This is a genomic window from Microbacterium sp. Root553, from assembly GCF_001426995.1.
Lineage (GTDB): Bacteria > Actinomycetota > Actinomycetes > Actinomycetales > Microbacteriaceae > Microbacterium.
This window is the reverse complement of record NZ_LMFY01000001.1, coordinates 2763151-2782312: the sequence shown is the minus strand read 5'-3', so window position 1 is coordinate 2782312 and position 19162 is coordinate 2763151. Positions and strand designations below refer to the sequence as shown.

The 19162-nt window shown below is 66.4% G+C and carries 23 protein-coding genes; 13 read left to right on the top strand and 10 right to left on the bottom strand.

Annotation, left to right across the window (positions count from 1 at the left end; translation table 11 throughout):
- Positions 1-88 precede the first annotated feature (88 nt).
- Positions 89-688: a ComEA family DNA-binding protein gene (locus ASD43_RS13100; RefSeq protein ID WP_056418307.1), complete on the top strand. Its 600-nt coding sequence runs from the start codon at positions 89-91 to the stop codon at positions 686-688.
- A gap of 63 nt (positions 689-751) precedes the next feature.
- Here ASD43_RS13100 and ASD43_RS13095 read toward each other — a convergent pair whose 3' ends face one another.
- On the bottom strand, positions 752-1123 hold the full coding sequence (locus ASD43_RS13095; RefSeq protein ID WP_056418304.1) for a nuclear transport factor 2 family protein: 372 nt from the start codon (positions 1121-1123) through the stop codon (positions 752-754).
- A gap of 178 nt (positions 1124-1301) precedes the next feature.
- Positions 1302-1517 carry a hypothetical protein gene (locus ASD43_RS13090; RefSeq protein ID WP_056418301.1) on the bottom strand — a complete coding sequence of 72 codons (216 nt, stop codon included), beginning with the start codon at positions 1515-1517 and terminating at the stop codon, positions 1302-1304.
- A 217-nt stretch (positions 1518-1734) separates the two neighbouring features.
- Here ASD43_RS13090 and ASD43_RS13085 point away from each other — a divergent pair, with 217 nt between their 5' ends.
- The gene (locus ASD43_RS13085; RefSeq protein ID WP_056418298.1) at positions 1735-3102 is read left to right on the top strand and encodes a D-alanyl-D-alanine carboxypeptidase family protein; all 1368 of its coding nucleotides are present in this window, start codon (positions 1735-1737) and stop codon (positions 3100-3102) included.
- A 57-nt stretch (positions 3103-3159) separates the two neighbouring features.
- Here ASD43_RS13085 and ASD43_RS13080 read toward each other — a convergent pair whose 3' ends face one another.
- Complete coding sequence (locus ASD43_RS13080) at positions 3160-4203, bottom strand: hypothetical protein (RefSeq protein WP_162247503.1); 1044 nt, start codon at positions 4201-4203, stop codon at positions 3160-3162.
- 79 nt (positions 4204-4282) lie between these two features.
- On the opposite strand from ASD43_RS13080, the gene ASD43_RS17330 reads away from it, so the two are divergent.
- Positions 4283-4762 (top strand): HIT family protein, encoded by a 480-nt coding sequence (locus ASD43_RS17330; RefSeq protein ID WP_162247502.1) that lies wholly within the window; start codon positions 4283-4285, stop codon positions 4760-4762.
- 492 nt (positions 4763-5254) lie between these two features.
- Here ASD43_RS17330 and ASD43_RS13065 read toward each other — a convergent pair whose 3' ends face one another.
- Positions 5255-5878 carry a hypothetical protein gene (locus ASD43_RS13065; protein WP_056418287.1) on the bottom strand — a complete coding sequence of 208 codons (624 nt, stop codon included), beginning with the start codon at positions 5876-5878 and terminating at the stop codon, positions 5255-5257.
- A gap of 60 nt (positions 5879-5938) precedes the next feature.
- On the opposite strand from ASD43_RS13065, the gene ASD43_RS13060 reads away from it, so the two are divergent.
- From ASD43_RS13060 to ASD43_RS17050, 5 genes are all read left to right on the top strand, one after another.
- Positions 5939-6676 (top strand): hypothetical protein, encoded by a 738-nt coding sequence (locus ASD43_RS13060; RefSeq protein WP_157550971.1) that lies wholly within the window; start codon positions 5939-5941, stop codon positions 6674-6676.
- Positions 6677-6823: 147 nt separating this feature from the next.
- Complete coding sequence (locus ASD43_RS13055; RefSeq protein ID WP_162247501.1) at positions 6824-7507, top strand: phosphatase PAP2 family protein; 684 nt, start codon at positions 6824-6826, stop codon at positions 7505-7507.
- Positions 7504-8103, top strand: a complete 600-nt coding sequence (locus tag ASD43_RS13050) for a VanZ family protein (protein ID WP_056418276.1) — start codon at positions 7504-7506, stop codon at positions 8101-8103. The genes ASD43_RS13055 and ASD43_RS13050 overlap by 4 nt, the downstream gene beginning before the upstream one ends.
- Positions 8104-8275: 172 nt before the next feature.
- Positions 8276-8668 (top strand): hypothetical protein, encoded by a 393-nt coding sequence (locus ASD43_RS13045; RefSeq protein ID WP_056418274.1) that lies wholly within the window; start codon positions 8276-8278, stop codon positions 8666-8668.
- Positions 8661-8954, top strand: coding sequence for a transcriptional regulator (locus ASD43_RS17050; protein ID WP_082539392.1), 294 nt, complete (start codon positions 8661-8663; stop codon positions 8952-8954). Before ASD43_RS13045 ends, ASD43_RS17050 begins: the two co-directional genes overlap by 8 nt.
- Positions 8955-10426: 1472 nt before the next feature.
- Here ASD43_RS17050 and ASD43_RS13035 read toward each other — a convergent pair.
- Positions 10427-10978, bottom strand: coding sequence for a hypothetical protein (locus ASD43_RS13035; protein ID WP_157550968.1), 552 nt, complete (start codon positions 10976-10978; stop codon positions 10427-10429).
- 239 nt (positions 10979-11217) lie between these two features.
- On the opposite strand from ASD43_RS13035, the gene ASD43_RS17325 reads away from it, so the two are divergent.
- The gene (locus tag ASD43_RS17325) at positions 11218-11499 is read left to right on the top strand and encodes a hypothetical protein (protein ID WP_162247500.1); all 282 of its coding nucleotides are present in this window, start codon (positions 11218-11220) and stop codon (positions 11497-11499) included.
- 10 nt (positions 11500-11509) lie between these two features.
- A complete protein-coding gene (locus tag ASD43_RS13030; RefSeq protein ID WP_162247499.1) occupies positions 11510-11740 on the top strand; it encodes a GNAT family N-acetyltransferase in 231 nt (76 codons plus the stop codon).
- Positions 11741-12008: 268 nt separating this feature from the next.
- Here the strand turns inward: ASD43_RS13030 and ASD43_RS13025 are convergent, their stop codons facing one another.
- The gene (locus ASD43_RS13025; protein WP_056418264.1) at positions 12009-12464 is read right to left on the bottom strand and encodes a DUF805 domain-containing protein; all 456 of its coding nucleotides are present in this window, start codon (positions 12462-12464) and stop codon (positions 12009-12011) included.
- 145 nt (positions 12465-12609) lie between these two features.
- Between ASD43_RS13025 and ASD43_RS13020 the strand changes: the two genes are divergently transcribed.
- Positions 12610-12942: a hypothetical protein gene (locus tag ASD43_RS13020; RefSeq protein WP_157550967.1), complete on the top strand. Its 333-nt coding sequence runs from the start codon at positions 12610-12612 to the stop codon at positions 12940-12942.
- Between the two features lie 64 nt (positions 12943-13006).
- Here the strand turns inward: ASD43_RS13020 and ASD43_RS13015 are convergent, their stop codons facing one another.
- The 3 genes from ASD43_RS13015 to ASD43_RS13005 all read right to left on the bottom strand — a co-directional run bounded on the left by ASD43_RS13015 (position 13007) and on the right by ASD43_RS13005 (position 14808).
- Positions 13007-13591 carry a DUF6036 family nucleotidyltransferase gene (locus ASD43_RS13015; protein WP_056418257.1) on the bottom strand — a complete coding sequence of 195 codons (585 nt, stop codon included), beginning with the start codon at positions 13589-13591 and terminating at the stop codon, positions 13007-13009.
- Positions 13591-14166, bottom strand: coding sequence for a helix-turn-helix domain-containing protein (locus tag ASD43_RS13010; RefSeq protein ID WP_056418254.1), 576 nt, complete (start codon positions 14164-14166; stop codon positions 13591-13593). The genes ASD43_RS13015 and ASD43_RS13010 overlap by 1 nt, the downstream gene beginning before the upstream one ends.
- Positions 14167-14616: 450 nt before the next feature.
- A complete protein-coding gene (locus ASD43_RS13005; protein ID WP_056418251.1) occupies positions 14617-14808 on the bottom strand; it encodes a hypothetical protein in 192 nt (63 codons plus the stop codon).
- 279 nt (positions 14809-15087) lie between these two features.
- Here ASD43_RS13005 and ASD43_RS13000 point away from each other — a divergent pair, with 279 nt between their 5' ends.
- Together ASD43_RS13000 and holA are read left to right on the top strand one after the other, a co-directional pair.
- A complete protein-coding gene (locus ASD43_RS13000; RefSeq protein WP_056418248.1) occupies positions 15088-17379 on the top strand; it encodes a ComEC/Rec2 family competence protein in 2292 nt (763 codons plus the stop codon).
- A gap of 38 nt (positions 17380-17417) precedes the next feature.
- The gene (gene holA / locus ASD43_RS12995) at positions 17418-18455 is read left to right on the top strand and encodes a DNA polymerase III subunit delta (protein ID WP_056418244.1); all 1038 of its coding nucleotides are present in this window, start codon (positions 17418-17420) and stop codon (positions 18453-18455) included.
- Between the two features lie 138 nt (positions 18456-18593).
- Here holA and rpsT read toward each other — a convergent pair whose 3' ends face one another.
- Complete coding sequence (gene rpsT, locus ASD43_RS12990; RefSeq protein ID WP_045254610.1) at positions 18594-18854, bottom strand: 30S ribosomal protein S20; 261 nt, start codon at positions 18852-18854, stop codon at positions 18594-18596.
- Between the last annotated feature and the right edge of the window lie 308 nt (positions 18855-19162).

Genomic DNA, 19162 nt, shown 5'->3' with positions numbered 1-19162 from the left:
TCTGCACATCCGGCCGCTCTCCGTGTGTTCCTCACGCAGAGCGGCCGGATGCGTCAGGGGCGGCCGCCCGCGCCCCTAGCGTTGCGGGATGTCAGATCCGCCCGCCGCGATGCCTCATCCTCGGGCGCTGCGCCTGAGTGTGGGCGCCGCGATCGTCGTCGCGCTCGTCGTGCTCTCCGTCGCGGTGGGGCTCGGGCTGATGCGCGGGCAGGCGCCTCCGACCGAATCGGTGCCGCTGGCGACGGATGCCGCGATCGACGCCGGTTCCTCGGGCGAGCTGTACGTCCATGTGCTCGGCGCCGTGGAGGTTCCCGGACTCTACGTGCTCGATGTCGATTCGCGTCTCGTCGACGCGATCGCCGCGGCAGGAGGAACGACCGACGCCGCCGACCTGGCGGCGGTGAATCTCGCCAGGGTGCTCTCCGACGGGGAGCAGATCGTCGTTCCGGCCATCGGCGCGACGGGGGCTGAGCCGGGCGCGACCAGCCCCGATGACGGTCTCGTCGATCTGAACGCTGCCGATCAGGCCGCGTTGGAGACCCTGCCGCGGATCGGCCCCGCGCTGGCCGAACGGATCATCGCCTGGCGGGAGGACAACGGCCGATTCCAGTCCGTCGACGACCTGCTCGCCGTCCCCGGCATCGGCGAGAAGCTCCTCGCGGGCATTCGAGACGGGGTGAGGGTGTGATGCGCGAACCGCCGCCGACCGCTCGGCGACGGAGGTGGCGAGAGGACGGCGGGCGGCGGGGGCCTAGAGGGTGGATTCCAGGTGCCACACCTTCGCGACGATCTGCCACCCGTGCGGTCCATCGACGAAAGAGAGCTGATCCACGAAGATGCTGTCGATCACCCGCAGTCGCACGTGCACGACTGCTGCGGCATCCGAGAGCCAGTCGATCGAGAGCACCTCCTCCTCGCGCGCTTGGCCGATCGACGCCGGAGATGCCCGGTTCTCGACGATGTGCCGCCAGGCGGGATACGGATCGACCGTCACCACACCCTCATCGACATCGAACAGCGAACTCGCGGGGTGGAACACCTGGTCGAGAAGCGTGACATCGCAGTTGTAGATGCCGCGGAAGTAGACGTCCACGGCGAGATCGAGTTCTTCGGATCGGAGCATTTCCTGATCATGGCACCCGAGCAGGCGGCGCGAGTGCCTGCGGTCGACCTCTGGCGGATTTCGCCGCGATCTTGTCCGTCAGACGTGCGTCGACGCGCCATTCTCAGGTCAGAACGCCGTGAGCCATCGGCAACTCCTGCGTCGAGGCGACAGAGCGGTTGCGGGCGTCTGATGGTGTTTAGCGAGGAAGGCTGCCGGGACCGTGGACGGTGCCCGTCGCGGGGTCGACCCAGTTGCCGGAACCTGTCATCCGGTGCCAGCGCTTGTGGAATGCGAGATCGGTGTCTTCCGCGTCGATGACGGTCGCACCGCACAGGTCGCAGATGCGCAGGATGACGGTGTCGCCTGTCGTGGTCGTGACAGAGATCGAGCCGGACGGGAATGCGATGCCCATCGTGTTCCTCCTCGGTTCGCAACCCGCCGTGCGGCCGGGTTTCGCGATAGCCACCAGAGTAGGGGATGGGCGTGACGGCATCGTCGTCACCCGTCATCGCCCGCCGCGCGTCGGGCTTTGTCCCCCGAATGGCCGATACCGGAGGCCGCGCGGATGCGCGATGATGGCCTTTTCGGACGATTGCGAGCGACAGGTGGGGCGCGATGAGGGGCTCTCTATGACGGCACGTGATCAGCCGGTGGATGATCTGTCCGACTTCGCGGACCTGATGACGCACGAGCAGGAGTTCGCCGGGGATCCGATCGATCCCGGCGTTCGCCGGGGACGCCGCCGGCGAGGGCTCATCGTCACCGCCGTCTGCCTGGTGCTGTTGCTGGCTGTCACCGGCGGTTACGTCGGGTGGGCGCTCACGGCGCCGGTGGGTGCCACCGCGGTGTCGACCCGATTCCCCCCAATTCCCGTCAGTGATCCGGTCGCTCCCGTCACATCGACCGCTGCCGCGTCGGCGATCAGCGTCGCCGGCGCTGACGCCTATCTCGGCGAGACGGCGAGCGGGACCTGGGCGGCGACGGGGACGGGGGAGCCGCTTCCGATCGCGAGCATCACCAAGCTCATCACCGCTCTCGTCATCCTCGAGAAGGTGCCGCTCGCCGATGCGTACGATCCGGGGCCGACCATCACGTTCGACAAGGCCGACCACGACCTCTACGACGCGTACTACGTGCAGGGCGCGACGATCGCCCCCATGCCGACGGGTACGTCGATGTCGCTGCACGACGCCCTGGCCGTTATGCTCGTGCCCTCCGCGAGCAACTACGCCGAGGCACTGTCATCACGGATCTTCGGATCCCAGGCCGCGTTCCTCGGCGCCACCCGAGACTGGCTCGCGACCCACGGGCTCACCGGGACGACGGTCACGGAACCCACGGGCATCAGTCCGAGCAACACGAGCACTCCTGCCGACCTGCTGTCCATCGCGAAGATCGCCGCGGCACATCCGGTGATCGCGCGGATCGTCGCGAAACCGTCGGTCTCGGTCCCCGGCGGCGGTCAGCTCGTCAACACCAACGCCCTCCTCGGCACCGCCGGAATCACGGGGCTGAAGACGGGGAACCTCGGCGAGGGCAGGCACAACCTGCTCTACACGGCGACCCTGGATGTCGGCGCGGTCGATCCGCTCGAGGTCACCGGCGTCATCCTGGGGGAGTTGTCACGAGCCTCGCTGAACGCCGCTGTGATCGCGGCGCTCGACGGCATCCGCTCCGGCTTTCACGACGTGTTCGTCGCGGAGGAGGGCCAGGAGGTGGGATCCCTGTCGACTCCCTGGGGGTCGACCGCAACGCTCGTCCTGGGCGAGGGCGCGTCGATCCTCACCTGGTCGGACACGCCCATCGAGATGACGACCGATATCGGTCGCCCCGTCACGTACCGCGACGGAGAGGTCGTGGGGACCATCACCTGGACAGCCGGACCGAACACCGTCACCGCTCCCGTGGTGATCAAGGGCCGCATCGACCCACCCACCGAGTGGTGGCGACTCACTCACCCGTTCGAGCTCGGCGCCACGACGGATGCGGGGGAGTGAGGTCGCTGCACCAGAGTGATCGATCGTCGTCGGCGGTCAGGAAGTGCAGCGGCAGGCCTACTGCGCAGGCACACACGCCGAGGTGATCGTCATGCGCACGAACCCGTCGATGCTCGTCGTATCCCGCATGGTCAGGCGTGCGACCGGGCCCGTCTCGCTGTATCGGATGTCCTCCTGCATCGCTCTGTCCGGCTCATACCCCGCGCCGTCCCAGACGCCGAGGATCTGAGCGACCGACGTCGCGTTGTCATCCGTGCGGAACTGGAGATCAACGTGATGCTGCACGCCTGATCCATCGACACAGGGAACGAGACTGCGCTCCGCTGTCGACGCGTCGATCGCGGTACCTGACGCATCGACGGGTGTCCCTGCCGTGGCGGCGAGCGAGTCGTCGAGAAGCTGATCGATCGCCGCGTCCACAGACGTCGGGGTGAGAACCTCGGTCGGGGTCGTCGGCTCCGTGGACCCCGGCCGAGTGTCCAGGCCGGTGGGCGCATACCCGCAGCTCGGCACGCGATCTACGATCGCGGGGAGCGAGAGCGTGGCGGTGGGGCCTCCGCGATCCACGCCGTATTCGATGGTCAGGGTGCCGTCCGTCGTCGTGACGGTGTAGTCGCCCTCGGCGAACGGCTCATGGGCGTCGTCCGCCGAGGTGCGGCCCATCGGTGAGGCGATGAACAGACCCTCCTGCTGGTAGACCGTCCCCTTCGACCCGAACAGCAGCGTGCGTTCGACGACGACGTATCCGGTGTCGCATCCGCCCTCGATCAGCGTCGTGCGGGAGACATCGATACTGAAGAGCGTGAAGGCTCCCGCTCCGAGGACGGCGACCACCGCCCCGAGGAGCCCGAGTATCTTGAACGGCAGCATCCAGGTCGGCGGTGACACGTTCCATAGGCCCGCCACAAGAGCAAGAGAGGCGACCAGCATCGACGCGCTGAGGATGGTCTGGTCGTCGAGGGGACCGAGGAGCACGGATGCAGCGCCTGCGGAGAGTCGATCGACGGTGATGACCGCGATGACGATCGCCGTTGCGCCTGCGAACAAGCCGCCGGCGATCCTGACCTGCCGTCGCTGGGGGTTGTCAGAGATCGGCGTCACGTGCGAAGCCTACGGCGAACCCCCGAGCATTTGCCGAGTCTCGTCTGCCAGCCGAAGGCGATCGCTTACGGTGGGAGCCATGTGGTGGTCGGAAGACGAATGGGCGGCGCTGGCAGCGGCGGAGCAGTGCGGTATGTGCGGTGACGCGCACCTGCCGGCGAACGATCACAGCGCCCTCGTCGTCACCACGGGAACCAGTCATGTGCGGCTCGCTCGCAATCAGCATCACGCCGGATACTGCCTGGTGATCCTGCGGGAACACGTCGTGAACATGACGGAACTGTCTCCGACGCACCTGTCCGCCTTCTGGGCGGACGTGCAGCGCGCGGGGCGCGCCATCGACGAGGTGTTCCGATCGAAGAAGATCGACTACCTCGTCATGGGCCACCGGATGCCACACCTGCACTGTCACCTGCTCCCTCAGCACGCGACGGATGATCCTCTCCGCAATGTGAACATCGCAGACGGCCCGACGTACCTCCCTCCGGATGCGTTCGATACTGCACTCGCCGCACTTCAGCGGGCGTGGGCGTCGTCGGGATCTTCGACTGAGCTGTAGCAGCCGCCGAGGTGAGCACGTCCCGGGCGTGCTTGGTAGCGTCGATGGCATGTTCGTCGCAGGTGTGGTCGCCGCTGTCCTCGGAATCGTTCTCTTCCATGTCGCTCTGGGCAGGACTCTGCGAGCGAACGCAGCGGATCGGATCCCGATGGGGGGACGCACGAAGACGATCCCGCGCGGATCCGTCGCGATGCGTGCGGCAGGTGCAGGTCTGATCGTCCTCGGAGCGGGACTCATGAGTACCGGGGGTGTGCTCTGGGCTGTGATGGTCATTCTTGTCGGACCGGTGGCAGCCTTGTCGGACCGGTGGCAGCGATCATCGCGGTGGGCCTGCACAACCAGCGAGTGCGCCGGTCAGAAGGCTGAAGGTGCGCCGCCGGTAGGTATCCCGTAGATGTTTGCCTCGAGCATCGCTGACGTCGCCGTCTCGCGGTCATCGATAGCGTCTGGTGATGCTCCCGGCGATGATGCTCAGCGCGTGCGTCGGCGCCGTCAGGGAGAGCGATACACCTGGACGCTCTCAGGTCGCGATCGAGCCGCGAGGATGAGGGTGAGGATGCCGAGGCCCAATGTTGCGGCGAGCGATGTGAGCGTGCCGAACATGTGAAAGGGGTCCGCGAACGATTGAACGTTCTCCGGACGAGCCGTGACGAGGACCGCCTGAGATACGGCCCAGACGAGGGCCTGCATGCCCAGAACCCATGCTGGCGCCCAACGCCAGGGAGAAGGGACGGTATCGCTTCGCGCGATCTGCATCGCGGCGACCAGCCCCGCGGCCGTGGGGATGAACAAAGCGATGTAACCGTAGGTGGTCCACGCGCCGTCGTCCGGCGAGACGCCGGGGCCCATCGCCCGGGTGATCACGGAAGAGAGCAGGGGCCAGATCGCGACGATCGCCAACGCCGCCACCCCCAAGGGGCGGCGGGATACGACGCTGGCCTCACGTGATAGTCCCACCGCGAACAGCAACACGGATGCGGCGAAGAGCACATCCGTAACCAGCAGAATAGGGCCCGATCCGACGCGCCCGCCGGGGGGAAGGACGCCGACGACGCCGCAGGCGATGAGACCCACGCCCGCGAGGATCCAGGTCCGTTGTCGAGTCCGCCTGCTCATGGATCCAGCGTAACGACGACGGCTCTCACTCTCCAAGATTCGCGCGGCGCCGAAGTGGACGTGGAGAAGGTCAACTCCGTCTGCCAGTATGACGTCATGTCCGGCGCACACAAGCTCGCTCCTGTACTCGTCGCACTGGCCGTGACGGCTGCTGCGCTCGCCGGGTGCACCGCCACCCCACCGAGCGCATCTCAGACGCCCACGCCATCCGCTCCCGCGGCCGTCGCAGAGCCGGTGACCGAGGCTTCACCGGCGCCGGAATCGACCGAGTCGGAATCGATCGAGTCGAAAACCTGCTCCGGCATGTCCGAGGTCATCAGCCGCACCGGCGGTCCGTATTGGGCGCGAGAGGGGACGCTCCGGGACCTGGGGCCACGCGACTTCGCGGCGGGCGAGGTGACAGTCGATGAGGACGGCACCCCGTTGACGTATACGGTCGAGCCCGGCGACGTGGAGGCTGTGATCGCTGAACGGTTCTGCGCGTACCCCACCCTGGGCTCGATGAACCACGTACGCGTGATCCAGCCGGGGCAGGTGCTCTGGCTCACCCCCGACCCCGACAGTCCCTGGATTCCTTACTATGGCCCGAATGACGCGTCTGAGGGGTTCCTGCAGATTCCGTATCAGCAGGCGATCGAGTCCGCGGGCCGGGCGGTCGACGCCGGTGATGTGGATGCCGTGCGGGAGATGTGGAACGGCACCCTCAAAGGCATGTTCCTGGATCAGGAGACGATTGACGCGGTCCAGAAGGCGGTCGACTCCGGCGATCCCGACGCGCTTCGCCAGCTCTTCTCCTGATAGCTGGCTGCGGCGCAGTAAGCCTGCCGAGCGGGTGCTCTTCCAGGGCGTGCAGCGCGTCTCGCAGCTAATCTCCACCTGGGGGCTGATGCGTGTACATCGCAAGACTGACGCCCGGACGCTGAGCTCACGAATATGGTCGAGATCATGCCCTCTCGCACTCTGCGCGCCCGCAGGCTCGCTCCGCTCATCGCCGTCACCATGGCGGCCACAGCACTGATCCTGGCTCCGGCCCCGGGCAGCCTCAGCGTCGTGGGGACGAAATGGCTGAGCTCTCTCGGGCTGTCCGTCCCGCACGTGGACCTTGTCTCCGAGGTCACGCTCGTGCTTCTCGCGTTGGCTGCGGCCTCGGTGATCGGCTGGGTCTGGTGGAAGCATCCGTCGCAGCGTCCGCGTGCCGTGGTCGCATCGATCGGGGTCGTGTTGGCGTACGTGACGAGCGAAGCCCTGAAGGCGTTGTTCGCACAGGCGCGTCCGTGTTCTCGCTGGGTGACAGCGGCGGAGTGCCCGCCGGCGGGGGACTGGTCGCTGCCCTCCAACCACGCCACCCTCGCCTTCGGTGCGGTGGCGGTGGTCGCGGTGCTGCTCGCCAGATCGGCGCTCACGTGGGCGATGGTCGGCGTCGCGGTGCTCGTTGCGGTCGGCCGCGTCGTGGAAGGCGTGCACTACGTGCACGACGTCGCGATCGGCGCACTTCTCGGCATGGCTCTTCCGCTCCTGCTCACGCTCGTGTTCGACGCCTCTCGAAAGCGCCGAAACGGAAGCCCGCGCAGGCGCGACGTCGGATCAGACCGTGGAACGAACACTGCACTCACCGGGAGCAGTGAATGAGGTTCATCGAAGTCCCCATGCTCCCGATCGTGATCCCGGTCGGAGTCGTGGTCTTCCTCGTGCTGATCTGGGTGCTCCGCTCCCGCGGGCGCGTCACTCTCGCCCGGTCGAGCGTCGCCGCCGTCCTCGCGGTCTACGCGGGCGGAGTGCTCGCCAACACGGTTTTCCCGATCTTCCTCCGCGTCGGGACGGGGTTCTACGATGGGCCGCGTCCGCTGCCGTTGTACCTGGTGCCGTTCGTCGACTACGGGGTCGAGGATGCTCTGATCAACATCGCGGTGTTCGTCCCGCTCGGTGTGCTCGTGCCGCTGCTCGCGGTGCGGCCGAGCTGGTGGAAGGTCGTGACGATCGTCGCCGGTTCGAGCCTGGCCATCGAGCTGACGCAGATGGCCACGGCACGGCTCGCGCTGGGTGGACACCTCGCGGACATCAACGACTGGATGACCAACATCCTGGGCGGGATGATCGGCTACGGTCTGTTCGTCCTCGTGACGCGCTCGAAGGCGATCGCCGGATTCGTCGAGCAGTTCCGGTGGCCCGCGCGCGAGCGACCCATCAGCCCCGAACCCGAAGCGGCGGCCGCAGTCCAGGCTTGATCTTCGCTGCCGTACTGGTACGTCACGGCCATCGCGACAGCCCCTCGAGACCCTATTCGTGGCGTGCTGTGCGGTTCGATCTACCCAGTTTCCTCTATGGAAACTGGCTGGTACTGTTTCCATCATGGAAACCGGTAGTGGTCGACTCCCAGGGCGCGATGACGCGCACGCAATGCTCGAAGACGCACGCCGCGCCGAGGAGGAGACGCGGAACCCGCCATTGCCGTGGTGGTTCTTCATCACGCAAGCAGTGCTTCTGGCCGCGATCAGCAGTGCGCAGATGCTCGCCCTGGGGCCATCGAGAGTGGTCACCATCGTCGGACTTGTGGCTGTGGTGGGCGTCGGCATGCGGATGGTCTTCACCAGGCCGGGGTATGGGGTCGTCTGGCCTGATGGTCAGGCGGTCTTTCCCTACATGATCGCGATGATGATCCTGGTCGGTGTTCCGGCCGTGCTCGCGGTGAGTCTCGAGATCCCGTGGCTGTGGATCATCGCGGGAGTGCTGGCAGGGGTGGCGACTCTTGAGATGGGGCGTCGGTACCGCAAGGCATTCGGTCGTGGCTGAGGCGAAGTTCGATCCCTTGATCCATGCCCCGCATCGGCTGAGAATCTGCGCGATCGCACACGCCACCACGCATGTCGAATTCCGTGAGCTTCAGGAACGGCTGGGCATATCGAAGTCCGCCCTCAGCAAGCACATCGCCCAGCTCGTCGATCATGGCTACCTGCGGGAAGAACACCTGACAAGAGGAGGGCACTCACGCCTGCGCCTGTCACTCACAGAGCCCGGACGTCACGCATATCGAGGACATACAGCCGCATTGAAAGAGATCATCGAGGCGGCCGAGTGACCGGAGGATGCCTCAACTTTGCGTTGACGGCTGCGAAAGCGCCCGCCCACCCGCTGGCGACTGCGGCGAACATTGCGCTGGCAGCCGCCATCTGAGCACCAGACGCATCGGCGGCAGCGAACCCGAACCAGACGATCGCAGCGCCCGCGCCGATGGGAGCCATCACGTTGACCAACCGCAACCACCGAAGGCTTGAAACGTCCATTTCTCCTCTTCCACACATCGACTCGAGTGTTCCGAGTGCACCACACACACCGCGACCACACATCCCCCTGAAGGCGGAGATATCGGAGCACAAAGGTCCCGTGGCGTGCTGGGTCGCCGCAAACGCGGCCACCCATCCGCTTCCAGTTCCGGAGCAGGCCCTCGATATCGGTACCGGCTGTCAATGACTAGTCGCGCAAGGCGATGATGGCGTCAGCTACGGGCACATGCCGTTGGTGCTGATCGTCGGTCCAATACCCGAGGAGGTGTAGCGTCGTGGTCCGGAATAGCAACGCTCTAAGCAACAGTTGGCGCCAGTGCTCGATGCCGAAATCGCGGCCCAGCTTCCGTAGGGGATATCCATGCCAACAGACGGCGTCGACCACGGCGATCGCAGCGCCGAGACCGGGAGGACGCCAATACGGGGCCCAGTCGATGACGACGGGAGGGTGCCCGTCGGCGAACATCACGTTGCCTAAGAGGTCTCCGTGGATCACCTGCTCGGGTGCTGCGATCGACCGGCACTCGCTCCCGATTCGCGCAAGGAGACTATCGTTCGGTGACGCCACCTCACCCCAAGCCATCCGGTCAGCTCGACTCCACGGATCCGAGGACGCCTCGATAAAGGACGGGCGAGGTTCCACAGTGATGGCCTCTTGAAACGCCAGCCCCGCCCGCACGATGTCTTCGACCCGCGTTTCGTCTGATTCGCCGGATACCCGCTCCATAGCGTGCCACCCGCCTCGTACCCAACTGCCCTCCTCGTCCATAAGTGGCCGAGGGACACTGAACTCGCTCGATTTCGGCAGCTTGGCCAGTACTCCCGACTTCCAGGTCGTCTCAATAGCATCGCCGGTCGGCCTCAGAACCACGTGACCGGCGCGCCAGGTCAGGCCGCGCCCACCGGGCAGCAAGACCGGCGCTCCCACACCGCCGAATGCGCTGACTATCTGTGGGGACGGGGGACTCGACCGATCCTTTTCCACCATCCCCTCAGTATGGATCTCTGAACGCCTGCCACGCACTCGTCATAACCGTCGAATGGCAAAGGGGTTCGGCTGGGCTGATCCCGCAGGGGCGCACATAGCCCGTGCCCTGGCGGTGCGGCGGGACGGCGAGTGTCGCTTTCGCTGCTGTGGTCCCGGAGCGCGAGATTGTGCTCGATATTCCCGACCTTCGATCGCGGCAGATGGGCTATCTATGTTCCGTCCTCGTGCATATAGGCTTCCCAACCAGCCCTCTGCGAGACGCGGGTATCGAGGCCCACATCACCTAATCGAAACCTCTCTGCGGTTCTTGTGAGTCACCCAACTGACCACCGCGGCGCACACAGCTCCGAGGGCGATCCCCAGGTAAGTGTTTGTGGGAGCGAAAATGGGGCTGAGGTACGACGGGATAGCCGACCCGACGGAGCCTACGGCAAGAATCGCGCTGAATATCCCTCCGATGACACCACCTCGCGAAAAGTAGACGACTGCTGCTATTAGATACACGAACGCAGCGATACATGCCCATGCCCAGATCGAGATGGGTATGAACCACCCTCCGAACAGGGGCCACGACCAGCTGATGAGCCAGATCAGCGACCCCGAAAAAGCTAACCACCGACCAGCTCGCGAGGTGGAGGGGAACACGAGGAGCGTGCCAATGGCAAGAAGCAAGAACCCAAGAAACTGACTGGTGAAGCCAATGAGGATGCTTCCTGGACCCGGCTGGATGAAGAGCGTGGCGACGAGGATCACGCCACCAGCCACCATCCCCACTCCACCGACGACGGTTGCCCGCGGAGTGAAACTGCTGGTTGATGAGGAAAATGTCATAGTTGAACGTTAGCCCTCGCCGTGCAGACAGCACCTCCGAAGAGACAAGGGAGAGAGTAGCTGTTGTGGGTGGAGTAAGAGATCTTGAATTCGGAGAACTCCGGTCCGTCGATGGCCGGTGCGAAGGCCCCCAGGGGGTCGTCGTGTAGCTGCGACCGCCGCGGTTGACGAAGACGAATGGCGTGGAGTATCGCCTATCGAGACGCCTGCGATGGCCGCAGGTAGGCGAGAATCAGACCATGCAACATGAAGCGGTGGGTCCGTCCCACGCGACCACGGCCTTCGACATGATGCTTGTCGATCCGACGTCTTCACTCGGGCGCGCAGTCATTAGACGCTTCTTCGTAGAAATCGTCGGCCGCTATTGGGGCCGGGAAGTGAGCGACGCTGAGGTCGAGCAGGCGATGCTCGATGAGCCCAGCGATGATCTCAGAGGAGATACCGGCTTTCTTGTCATCGTCCGAGATGGAGAGCGGATCGTCGGGTGGGGGTGCGAAGGTCGTCGAGCCGGGGATCGCTGAGTTGACACGGGTGTTTGTCGATGATTCTGTTCGTGGACTCGGCGCGGGCAAGGCGTTGGTGAGGGAGATCGAAACCCTGAGCGCGCGTCGCGGCGTGCATACCCTCCGGTTGACAGTTCGGGATGATCTCGCCGAGGCGCACCGGCTGTATCGTCGGCTCGGCTACACGCCCGTTCGTCCGTTCTCGACGTCGCCCTACGCCGATAATCAACTCGCGAAAGTGCTACTCGAAGCCCGGTAGAGGGCTGCCGAGGGGACACATGCTGGACAAGAGCCGCTGAGCCCCGTGCTCGGCGGCTCTTGCCGTGGGCGACATGGGTCAGGATGTAGTCCGGATGGACGCGGATCCAGTCCATCGTTCCGTCTCACTTCTGAATTCCAGCCACGGTGTCTCTGTTCAGGTGCGCGGGTGGTTGTGGGCTTCGCGGTCTCACTCACGGGTCGCGTGGTGTGGCGTTCTGGCCGTGCGCGGCACTGCGCCGTGTGGCCGCTTCTTCGCAGAGTCCGGACTACTCGTCGAAGCGGGCACCGGCGGGGCGAGCGCTCAGCAGGGTGAAGACGAGGAGCACGAGGGCGCCGATAAGCGGGACGAGGGCGATGAAGAACCACGCGCCACTGCGATCAGCGTCGTGGAGCCGTCGCCAGGTCAGGGCGAGTGCGGGTATGAGGATTCCCGTTGCATAGATCAGAAATACAACGCCGACCGGGCTCGCCAACGCGAACGCGCCGCCGGAGGCGAATGGTGAGAATACGTCAATGGGGCGAGACGTCCACTCTGGGTCGGTCTGTGACCCGACGAGATTGAAGGCCAGGGCCACGAGCACGTTCGCCAGCACCCACCACCAGTACTCGCTCCGGCTGGCCCGTCCGCTGAAAGTCGCGTACTTGCGGAAGAAGCGTGAGACGGCTTGTGGGAACGAGGCTCCGTAGAGAGGCTCGCCGAGGGTGATCTGTGTCGTCGTCATACCAGGAACCTATCGATGGTCGACGACCACCGTGGGAACGCGTGCTCGTGCGGCTACTCTTACTGCGCCCCACTGTCAACGACTATGTGCTCGGGTGGCATCGGGATGATGCTGGAGGTCAGACCGCCGACGAGTGGAGCAGACCATGACGAATCCCGATGCACTCGCGAACAGCCAGGAGTCGCTGCCCGAGAAGCTGGGCGAGGACCGGCACGAATCTGGTCCGGCGAACGTCGCCACACCGGCGGAATCGGATGCACGTGCGCGCATCCTCGAACACCTCGAGGCGCGCGAGGGCGAGGGCGACGGCGAATTGCTGTACGTCGGCGACACCCCCGCAGGTGGCGGCGGCGCGGACTCCGGTGGCGGTGCGACCGTGCGTGTCGACCCTTTGTCCGCGGCATCCGTCCCCAACGAATCAGCGCACAACGGCATTCCGGGCATCGGCACCCGCCGCTCGCGACGCGGCCGTGATTGACACGACCCCGCGCTCGCGCGCGGCCGAGCGACGAATCGACAGAACGTCGTCGCCCGCCGTGACGTCAGAGGTCGATTGGTCCGGGTGAGGGAACCACTGTCGGCAATCCGCCGTCGAGGATTCGCTCAACCATGCCGATAGCGCGGTCGGTGAGGCCGTCACCGGGATAGAAGTCCTCGTAGTGCTCCTCGACCTCCGCCAGCGTGGTGAGGCTGCACAGGGCGAGCAGTTGGCGGATGTCGTCCACGTCGCGCCCCGGGCGATTGGCGCGGAGCTTCATGGCGAGGAGCGCCTCCTTCGAGGCGACTTGGACGACAACGCTGTCGCGGTCGTAGATCGTCTCCCACTCGACGGGTCGCCGCCCGAACGTGGGCACCGAGTCTGCGTTCTCCACCGCGAAGTTGAACCAGCCGGCGCTCCATCCTCGTCGATCCGCCACACGCTCGGCTGCGGCGAGGACGGCGTCATCGCTTCCGGGGTGAATGTGAAGAGAATCGAGGTCTCCAGTGGCGCGCCGGTCGAAGTACCTAAGGACGAGCGCGGCACCGCCGACGAGGCGTATGCCCGCGACTTCACCGGCCGTGTGGAGCTCACCGACGAGGTCACGGAGGCCGGAGATGATGTCGTCGCGATCGAGCGAGTCGCCCATCAGACGCTCGCCAGAGTGTCTCGCCAGACAAGGACGCCACGCTCGAGGAACTCGGCGGGGACATCCGCGGGTGCCGGGATCGGGTCCGCAGGATCGACGTCCAGGGTTCGAGGCTCCCGGAGCTGTCTGTTCGGAGCGTCAACCCATGCGGGAGAGGGGAGTCCCTCCTCGCTGAGGCGAAGATCCACGAGTGCTGCAAGGGCCGCATCCCACACGCGGTCACCAGTCGGCTCCGGCTCGGCGAGGCCGAGGATCCCGCGTACAAGGCCGTGTTCGGAGTCGAGGTTGTCACTCAACTGGATGAGCTCGCGAAGAGCACTGTACTTGTCGCCCGCACGCAGGTACCTACGGATCGCTGCGGCGATGGTCGCCGCGTCGTCCCGCCGCGTAGGCGCGGAATACAGTCGGTGGCCGGTGCCGCTGAGAAAGCGCTCGATGGTGCTGAACTCGGCCTCGCGACCACTTTCGAATCGCGAGACTCGGCCCTGGTCGACGTTAGTTCGTTGGGCGAGATCCTTCTGTGTGAGGCCGCGGCTCTTTCGAGCGGCGCGCAAGAGAACTGATGCGTTCGTCATGTCGCCTCCTCTCAGAAATGTTTTCAGAGCCATATTCTATCGGGTTTTGAGGCCAAGCGGGACCGACGCAGTGGCGCGGCATCCTGAGGGGTCTGGCGATCCGAGGGACGCCCAGGCTTATGGCCCCGCGCTTGCGCGTCGCGTCGCCTGCTCGATCAGCTCCTCGATCGCCACTTCTCCCTCGATGTAGCGATTGGACTCGCTCCAGGACGGCAGAATCCGGCTCCAGCCCAGCAAGGGGCGAGCTCGTCATCGTGTCTGCGGCGAGATCCTGCCGCCGGATGAACTCGAGTGTCTCTTCGGTCGTGAAGGTGTTGCGTCCACGCTCCGCGAGAGCCTCGATCCGAAGCTCCTCCATGCCCCCTCGGATCTCCTGGAGACGTGCGAGACGCGCCTGCTCTTCTGGGTCGGTCACGGTGTCTCCGTTCAGGTGCTCAGGTCGTCGCATTATCAGGAGTCGATGTCGCCGACGTCGCGCAAGCCGGCGAAGCGCTCGACGCCTCTGCCGCCCATGCCGCGGTTGACTGCGAACTTCGGCGGAAACTGCTGCAGGCGAAGATCTTCCTCGGCGAAGTACTGCGTGGTCATCATGGCGAACATGCGCGTGGTGTCGAGGGCGCGGAAACTATCGATCGACAGCACCGATGTCTCCACGCTGCCGGTGAGAAGTCGGTCAAACTGCTTCTGACCGGTCCAGTGCTGGCGGATGCGCTTGGCGTTTTTCGGTTGGCTCCGAACGCACCTCGAGTGACGCCGTCCTCTGTCTCTGCACACGCCGCCGGTGTCGTCTTGTTCTCCACGCCCGTCGTGACCGTGCTCCACGGCACTGGAACGCGGCCAATACGGTGTCCTGATGCGAGGATCCGCGAAGAGCGCGAGCAACGTAGGGATGATCGCTGTGATCCGTGACGGGGCGCTCGTGTGAGGCGGGATCTGCGCCTGCTGCCGATCGCAGGAGCGGTGTGGGTGGCTGCGCTGGTGTGCGTGTTCGTGCCTGCGGCGGCGGTGTGGTGTGCGCTCGTGGGGGTGGGCGGAGCGGTCGTCGTGTGCGGGGTCGTGTTGCGTCGTGCCGATCGCGCGACATCCCGTGCCGCTCTCGCCCTGGTCGTGCTGGCCGGTATGGGCGCTGTCTCGATCGCTGCGGTGTCGGCGATGCCTGCTCGCGACAGTGCTGCGTCGTGGGACGGTCGCGTGGTCGAGGCGACGGGGGAGGTGACGTCGTCGGCGTCGGTGGGTCGTGACGGGCGGTTGTGGATGGAGGTGCAGCTCACGGGCATCGGGTCTCCGGGGCGGATCGGGGGCGTGTCGGCTCCGGTGCGGATCGGCATCGACCCGGCCGACGGCTTCGATCTCGGCGCCACAGTCAGGGTGAAGGGAGAGGCGGTAGCGACGGACCCGGGGGAGAGGTCGGCTCTTGTGGTGTTCGCGAGCACGGCGGCTGTCGAGGTCCCGGCGTCGGGGGTGTTCGCGGTCGCGGCCGAGGTGCGCAGCGCGTTCATCGAGCGGTCGCTGCGGATGCCGGCGCCCGGCGCGGGGCTGCTCCCCGGTCTCGCGGTGGGCGACACCCGGGCGGTGTCGACCGACCTCAACGATGACATGCGCACGAGCGGGCTCAGCCACCTCACCGCGGTGTCGGGGGCGAACTGCGCGATCGTGGTCGGTGCGGCGTTCTGGTTCTCGGCGCTGTGCGGAGCCGGACGCAGGACCCGTGTGCTCGTCGCCGCCGTGGTGCTCTCCGGTTTCGTCATCCTCGTGACCCCCGAGCCGAGCGTGATCCGCGCCGCGGTGATGGCGGGTGTGGCGATGCTGTCCGTGCTGTTCGGGCGGCCGAGTGCGGGCGCCGGACTCCTTGCGCTCAGTGCTGTCGCGATCCTGGTGGTCGATCCGTGGCTGGCGTCGACCCCGGGGTTCGCGCTGTCCGTCGCCGCATCCGGCGCACTCATCCTGCTCTCTCCGTCGCTGACTCGTGGACTCGCGCGATGGATGCCGCAGCCGCTGGCCCTCGCCATCGCGGTGCCGACAGCCGCGCAGCTGGTGTGCGGTCCGATCATCGCGCTGTTCGCGGAGCAGCAGTCGCTCATCGGTCTGGTGGCCAACCTGCTCGCTGCTCCTGCCGCTCCTCTCGCGACGATCATCGGGCTGCTCGCCTGCCTCACGGTTCCCGTACCCGCGCTGGCCGACGTGCTCGCAGCATCCGCCTGGCTTCCCGCTGCATGGATCGCTCAGACCGCGACGATCACTGCCGACCTTCCTCTCGCCCAAGTGGCGGTGGTGCCCGGCATCATCAGCGCTGTCATCGCCGCGGCGCTGAGTTCCGCGGTGGGCATCATGCTCGCCGGTGGGTTCCGCCGCCTGCCGTTCGTCCGCGTCGTCGCAGGCGGGGTGCTCGCCTGCACGCTTGCGCTGGGCGCGGCGAGCGTCGTGCTGGACGGACCCCTCGCCCGCATGACCGCGCCCGATGACTGGGCGATCGCGGCGTGCGATGTGGGCCAGGGAGATGCGCTGCTCGTGCGTTCCTCGGGACGTGTCCTCGTGATCGACACGGGCCCCGAACCCGAGCCGCTGGCCTCGTGTCTGCGCGGTCTGGGCATCGACCGCGTCGATCTCCTGGTGCTCACGCACTTCGACCTCGACCATGTCGGTGGGGTCGAAGCGGTGCAGGGCAGGGTCTCTGTGGTGCTGCACGGTCCGCCGGACACCCGCGGTGACGAGCGGATCCTCGAGCGCCTCGCCGACGGGGGAGCGACGGTGACGTCGGCCGCCGCGGGTGCGCGCGGTTCGCTCGGCGACGCATCGTGGAGCGTGCTGTGGCCCCCGCGTCGTTCGATGGCTGTCTCTGCCGGCAATGATGCGAGCGTGGTGATCGAGGTCGACGGCGGCGGAGTGCCCCGGTCGCTGTTCCTCGGGGATCTCTCGGCGGAGGCCCAGCGGATGCTGCTGCGCGCCGCACACCTGCGGGGACCCTACCCGGTGGTCAAGGTGGCCCATCACGGCAGCGCCGATCAGGACTTCTCGCTGTACGAGGGGCTTCACCCGACGGTCGCACTCTTCAGCGTGGGCGTCGACAACGACTACGGTCACCCTCGGGCCGAGACCCTCGACGCGCTCGAGATGGACGGCGCACGCGTTCTGCGGACCGATGAGCAGGGCCGGCTCCTCATCGGCGAACTCGAGGGCCAGCTGCAGGTGTGGACGCAGAAGCAGCCGCCCTGACCGAGGGCGACGTCGGGGACCCCCGGTAGTCTGGGAGCATGGCTGCCTCTCGTCCTCCCGCCCGCGGCGGCGCCAAGGCGACCAAGATCGCTCAGGTCTCGTGGCGCGATCCGCGACCGGCCCCCGTCGTGCTGGTCTTCGGTCCCGAAGAGGTGTGCGCCGAGCGGGCGATCGCTGGGGTGCGCGACTATCTCCGCACCGAAGACCCCGCACTCGAAGTGAGCGATGTTCGGGCCGACGACTACGCGCCGGGCACGCTGCTGTCGCTCACCTCGCCGTCTCTGTTCGGCGAGCCTCGTCTGGTGCGTGTCTCCGGTGTGGAGAAGTGCTCCGATGCCTTCCTCCAGGAGGCCGTGTCGTATCTCGAACACCCCCAGGAGGGGGCCACGGTCATCCTCCGCCACACCGGCGCCAGCGTCAGGGGCAAGAAGCTGCTCGATGCGCTCCGCGCCGGCACCGGAGAGGGCATCGAGATCCCGTGCCCGGCGATCAAGCGCGACGGAGATCGTGTCGACTTCGCAGCGGGGGAGTTCGCGGCGGCGAAGAAGCGCATCGCGCCCTCTGCTCTGCGCGCTCTCGTCTCGGCTTTCGCCGATGATCTCACCGAGCTCGCCGCGGCGTGTCAGCAGCTGATCGGTGATGTCGAGGGCGACATCACCGAAGAGGTCGTGACCAAGTACTACGGCGGACGCGTCGAGGTGTCGGCGTTCGTCGTCGCCGACACCGCCATCGCGGGACGCTACGGCGAGGCTCTCGTCGCTCTCCGTCACGCCCTCGCATCCGGCGCCGATCCGGTGCCGATGGTCGCCGCCTTCGCCATGAAGCTGCGCACCATGGCCCGTGTCGCCGGCAACCGTGAGCCCAGCCGCCAGCTCGCGCAGCGGCTGGGAATGAAGGACTGGCAGGTGGATCGCGCGCGGCGCGATCTCGCCGGATGGAATGAGCGCTCTCTCGGCATGGCGATCCAGGCGACGGCCCGTGCCGACGCCGAGGTCAAGGGTGCCGCGCGTGACCCGATCTTCGCGCTCGAGCGGATGCTCACGGTCATCGCCACCCGCCAGCCGTTCGGGGAGTGAGCCGCGCCTCTGTCGGCCCTCGAGCCGAGCAGAGCAGAGCAGAGCCGTCTCGATCCGTGCGTCCTGCCGAGCACGCGAAAGAGCCCGCCCCGCGAACGGGACGGGCTCTTGTCACACCCTCAAGCGAGGTGGATCTGCTCAGAGAGCGGAAACCTGCTTGGCGATGGAGGACTTGCGGTTCGCAGCCTGGTTCTGGTGGATGACACCCTTGCTGACGGCCTTGTCGAGCTTGCGGGCGGCAGCCTTCAGGGCAGCCTCGGCTGCGGCCTTGTCGCCGGAGACGACAGCAGCGCGCGTCGCGCGGATGTGCGTCTTCAGCTCGCTCTTCACGGCCTTGTTGCGCTCGTGAGCCTTGTCGTTGGTCTTGTTGCGCTTGATCTGCGACTTGATGTTTGCCACGTGTGGACGCTTTCTGTACGGAGTTGTTAGGAGATGCCGGCAGAAGAAGAGGGCTTCCACACGGCGGTCGTGAGGGAAGAACCCACACGCAAGCCAAGAACCAACTCTACCAGCAATCGGGCGCATCGCCCGACACCGCCTGCGGGAGGATCTGCCGGTGTCGATCCGGAACGTCCCATCGCGCGCGGCCGGGGTCTGGGTGCATGATCATCATGACCGGACACTTTGATCCCGACCCCTGCCGAGGAACCTCATGCGCCCTCCCCACCGTCACTGCGGACATCGATGAGCGCGGCGCGCGGAATCGG

What these genes read in the sequence shown, in the direction of transcription:
- ASD43_RS13095 (WP_056418304.1), bottom strand. Translation starts at nt 1,123, where the DNA reads ATGCTCCGATCCGAAGAACTCGATCTCGCCGTGGACGTCTACTTCCGC.
- ASD43_RS13010 (WP_056418254.1), bottom strand. Translation starts at nt 14,166, where the DNA reads ATGACGAACGCATCAGTTCTCTTGCGCGCCGCTCGAAAGAGCCGCGGC.
- ASD43_RS13085 (WP_056418298.1), top strand. Translation starts at nt 1,735, where the DNA reads ATGACGGCACGTGATCAGCCGGTGGATGATCTGTCCGACTTCGCGGAC.
- ASD43_RS13025 (WP_056418264.1), bottom strand. Translation starts at nt 12,464, where the DNA reads ATGACGACGACACAGATCACCCTCGGCGAGCCTCTCTACGGAGCCTCG.
- ASD43_RS13050 (WP_056418276.1), top strand. Translation starts at nt 7,504, where the DNA reads ATGAGGTTCATCGAAGTCCCCATGCTCCCGATCGTGATCCCGGTCGGA.
- ASD43_RS13020 (WP_157550967.1), top strand. Translation starts at nt 12,610, where the DNA reads ATGACGAATCCCGATGCACTCGCGAACAGCCAGGAGTCGCTGCCCGAG.
- holA (WP_056418244.1), top strand. Translation starts at nt 17,418, where the DNA reads ATGGCTGCCTCTCGTCCTCCCGCCCGCGGCGGCGCCAAGGCGACCAAG.
- ASD43_RS13035 (WP_157550968.1), bottom strand. Translation starts at nt 10,978, where the DNA reads ATGACATTTTCCTCATCAACCAGCAGTTTCACTCCGCGGGCAACCGTC.
- ASD43_RS13055 (WP_162247501.1), top strand. Translation starts at nt 6,824, where the DNA reads ATGCCCTCTCGCACTCTGCGCGCCCGCAGGCTCGCTCCGCTCATCGCC.
- ASD43_RS13065 (WP_056418287.1), bottom strand. Translation starts at nt 5,878, where the DNA reads ATGAGCAGGCGGACTCGACAACGGACCTGGATCCTCGCGGGCGTGGGT.
- ASD43_RS13100 (WP_056418307.1), top strand. Translation starts at nt 89, where the DNA reads ATGTCAGATCCGCCCGCCGCGATGCCTCATCCTCGGGCGCTGCGCCTG.
- ASD43_RS17325 (WP_162247500.1), top strand. Translation starts at nt 11,218, where the DNA reads ATGCAACATGAAGCGGTGGGTCCGTCCCACGCGACCACGGCCTTCGAC.
- ASD43_RS13090 (WP_056418301.1), bottom strand. Translation starts at nt 1,517, where the DNA reads ATGGGCATCGCATTCCCGTCCGGCTCGATCTCTGTCACGACCACGACA.
- ASD43_RS17330 (WP_162247502.1), top strand. Translation starts at nt 4,283, where the DNA reads ATGTGGTGGTCGGAAGACGAATGGGCGGCGCTGGCAGCGGCGGAGCAG.
- ASD43_RS13045 (WP_056418274.1), top strand. Translation starts at nt 8,276, where the DNA reads ATGCTCGAAGACGCACGCCGCGCCGAGGAGGAGACGCGGAACCCGCCA.
- ASD43_RS13015 (WP_056418257.1), bottom strand. Translation starts at nt 13,591, where the DNA reads ATGGGCGACTCGCTCGATCGCGACGACATCATCTCCGGCCTCCGTGAC.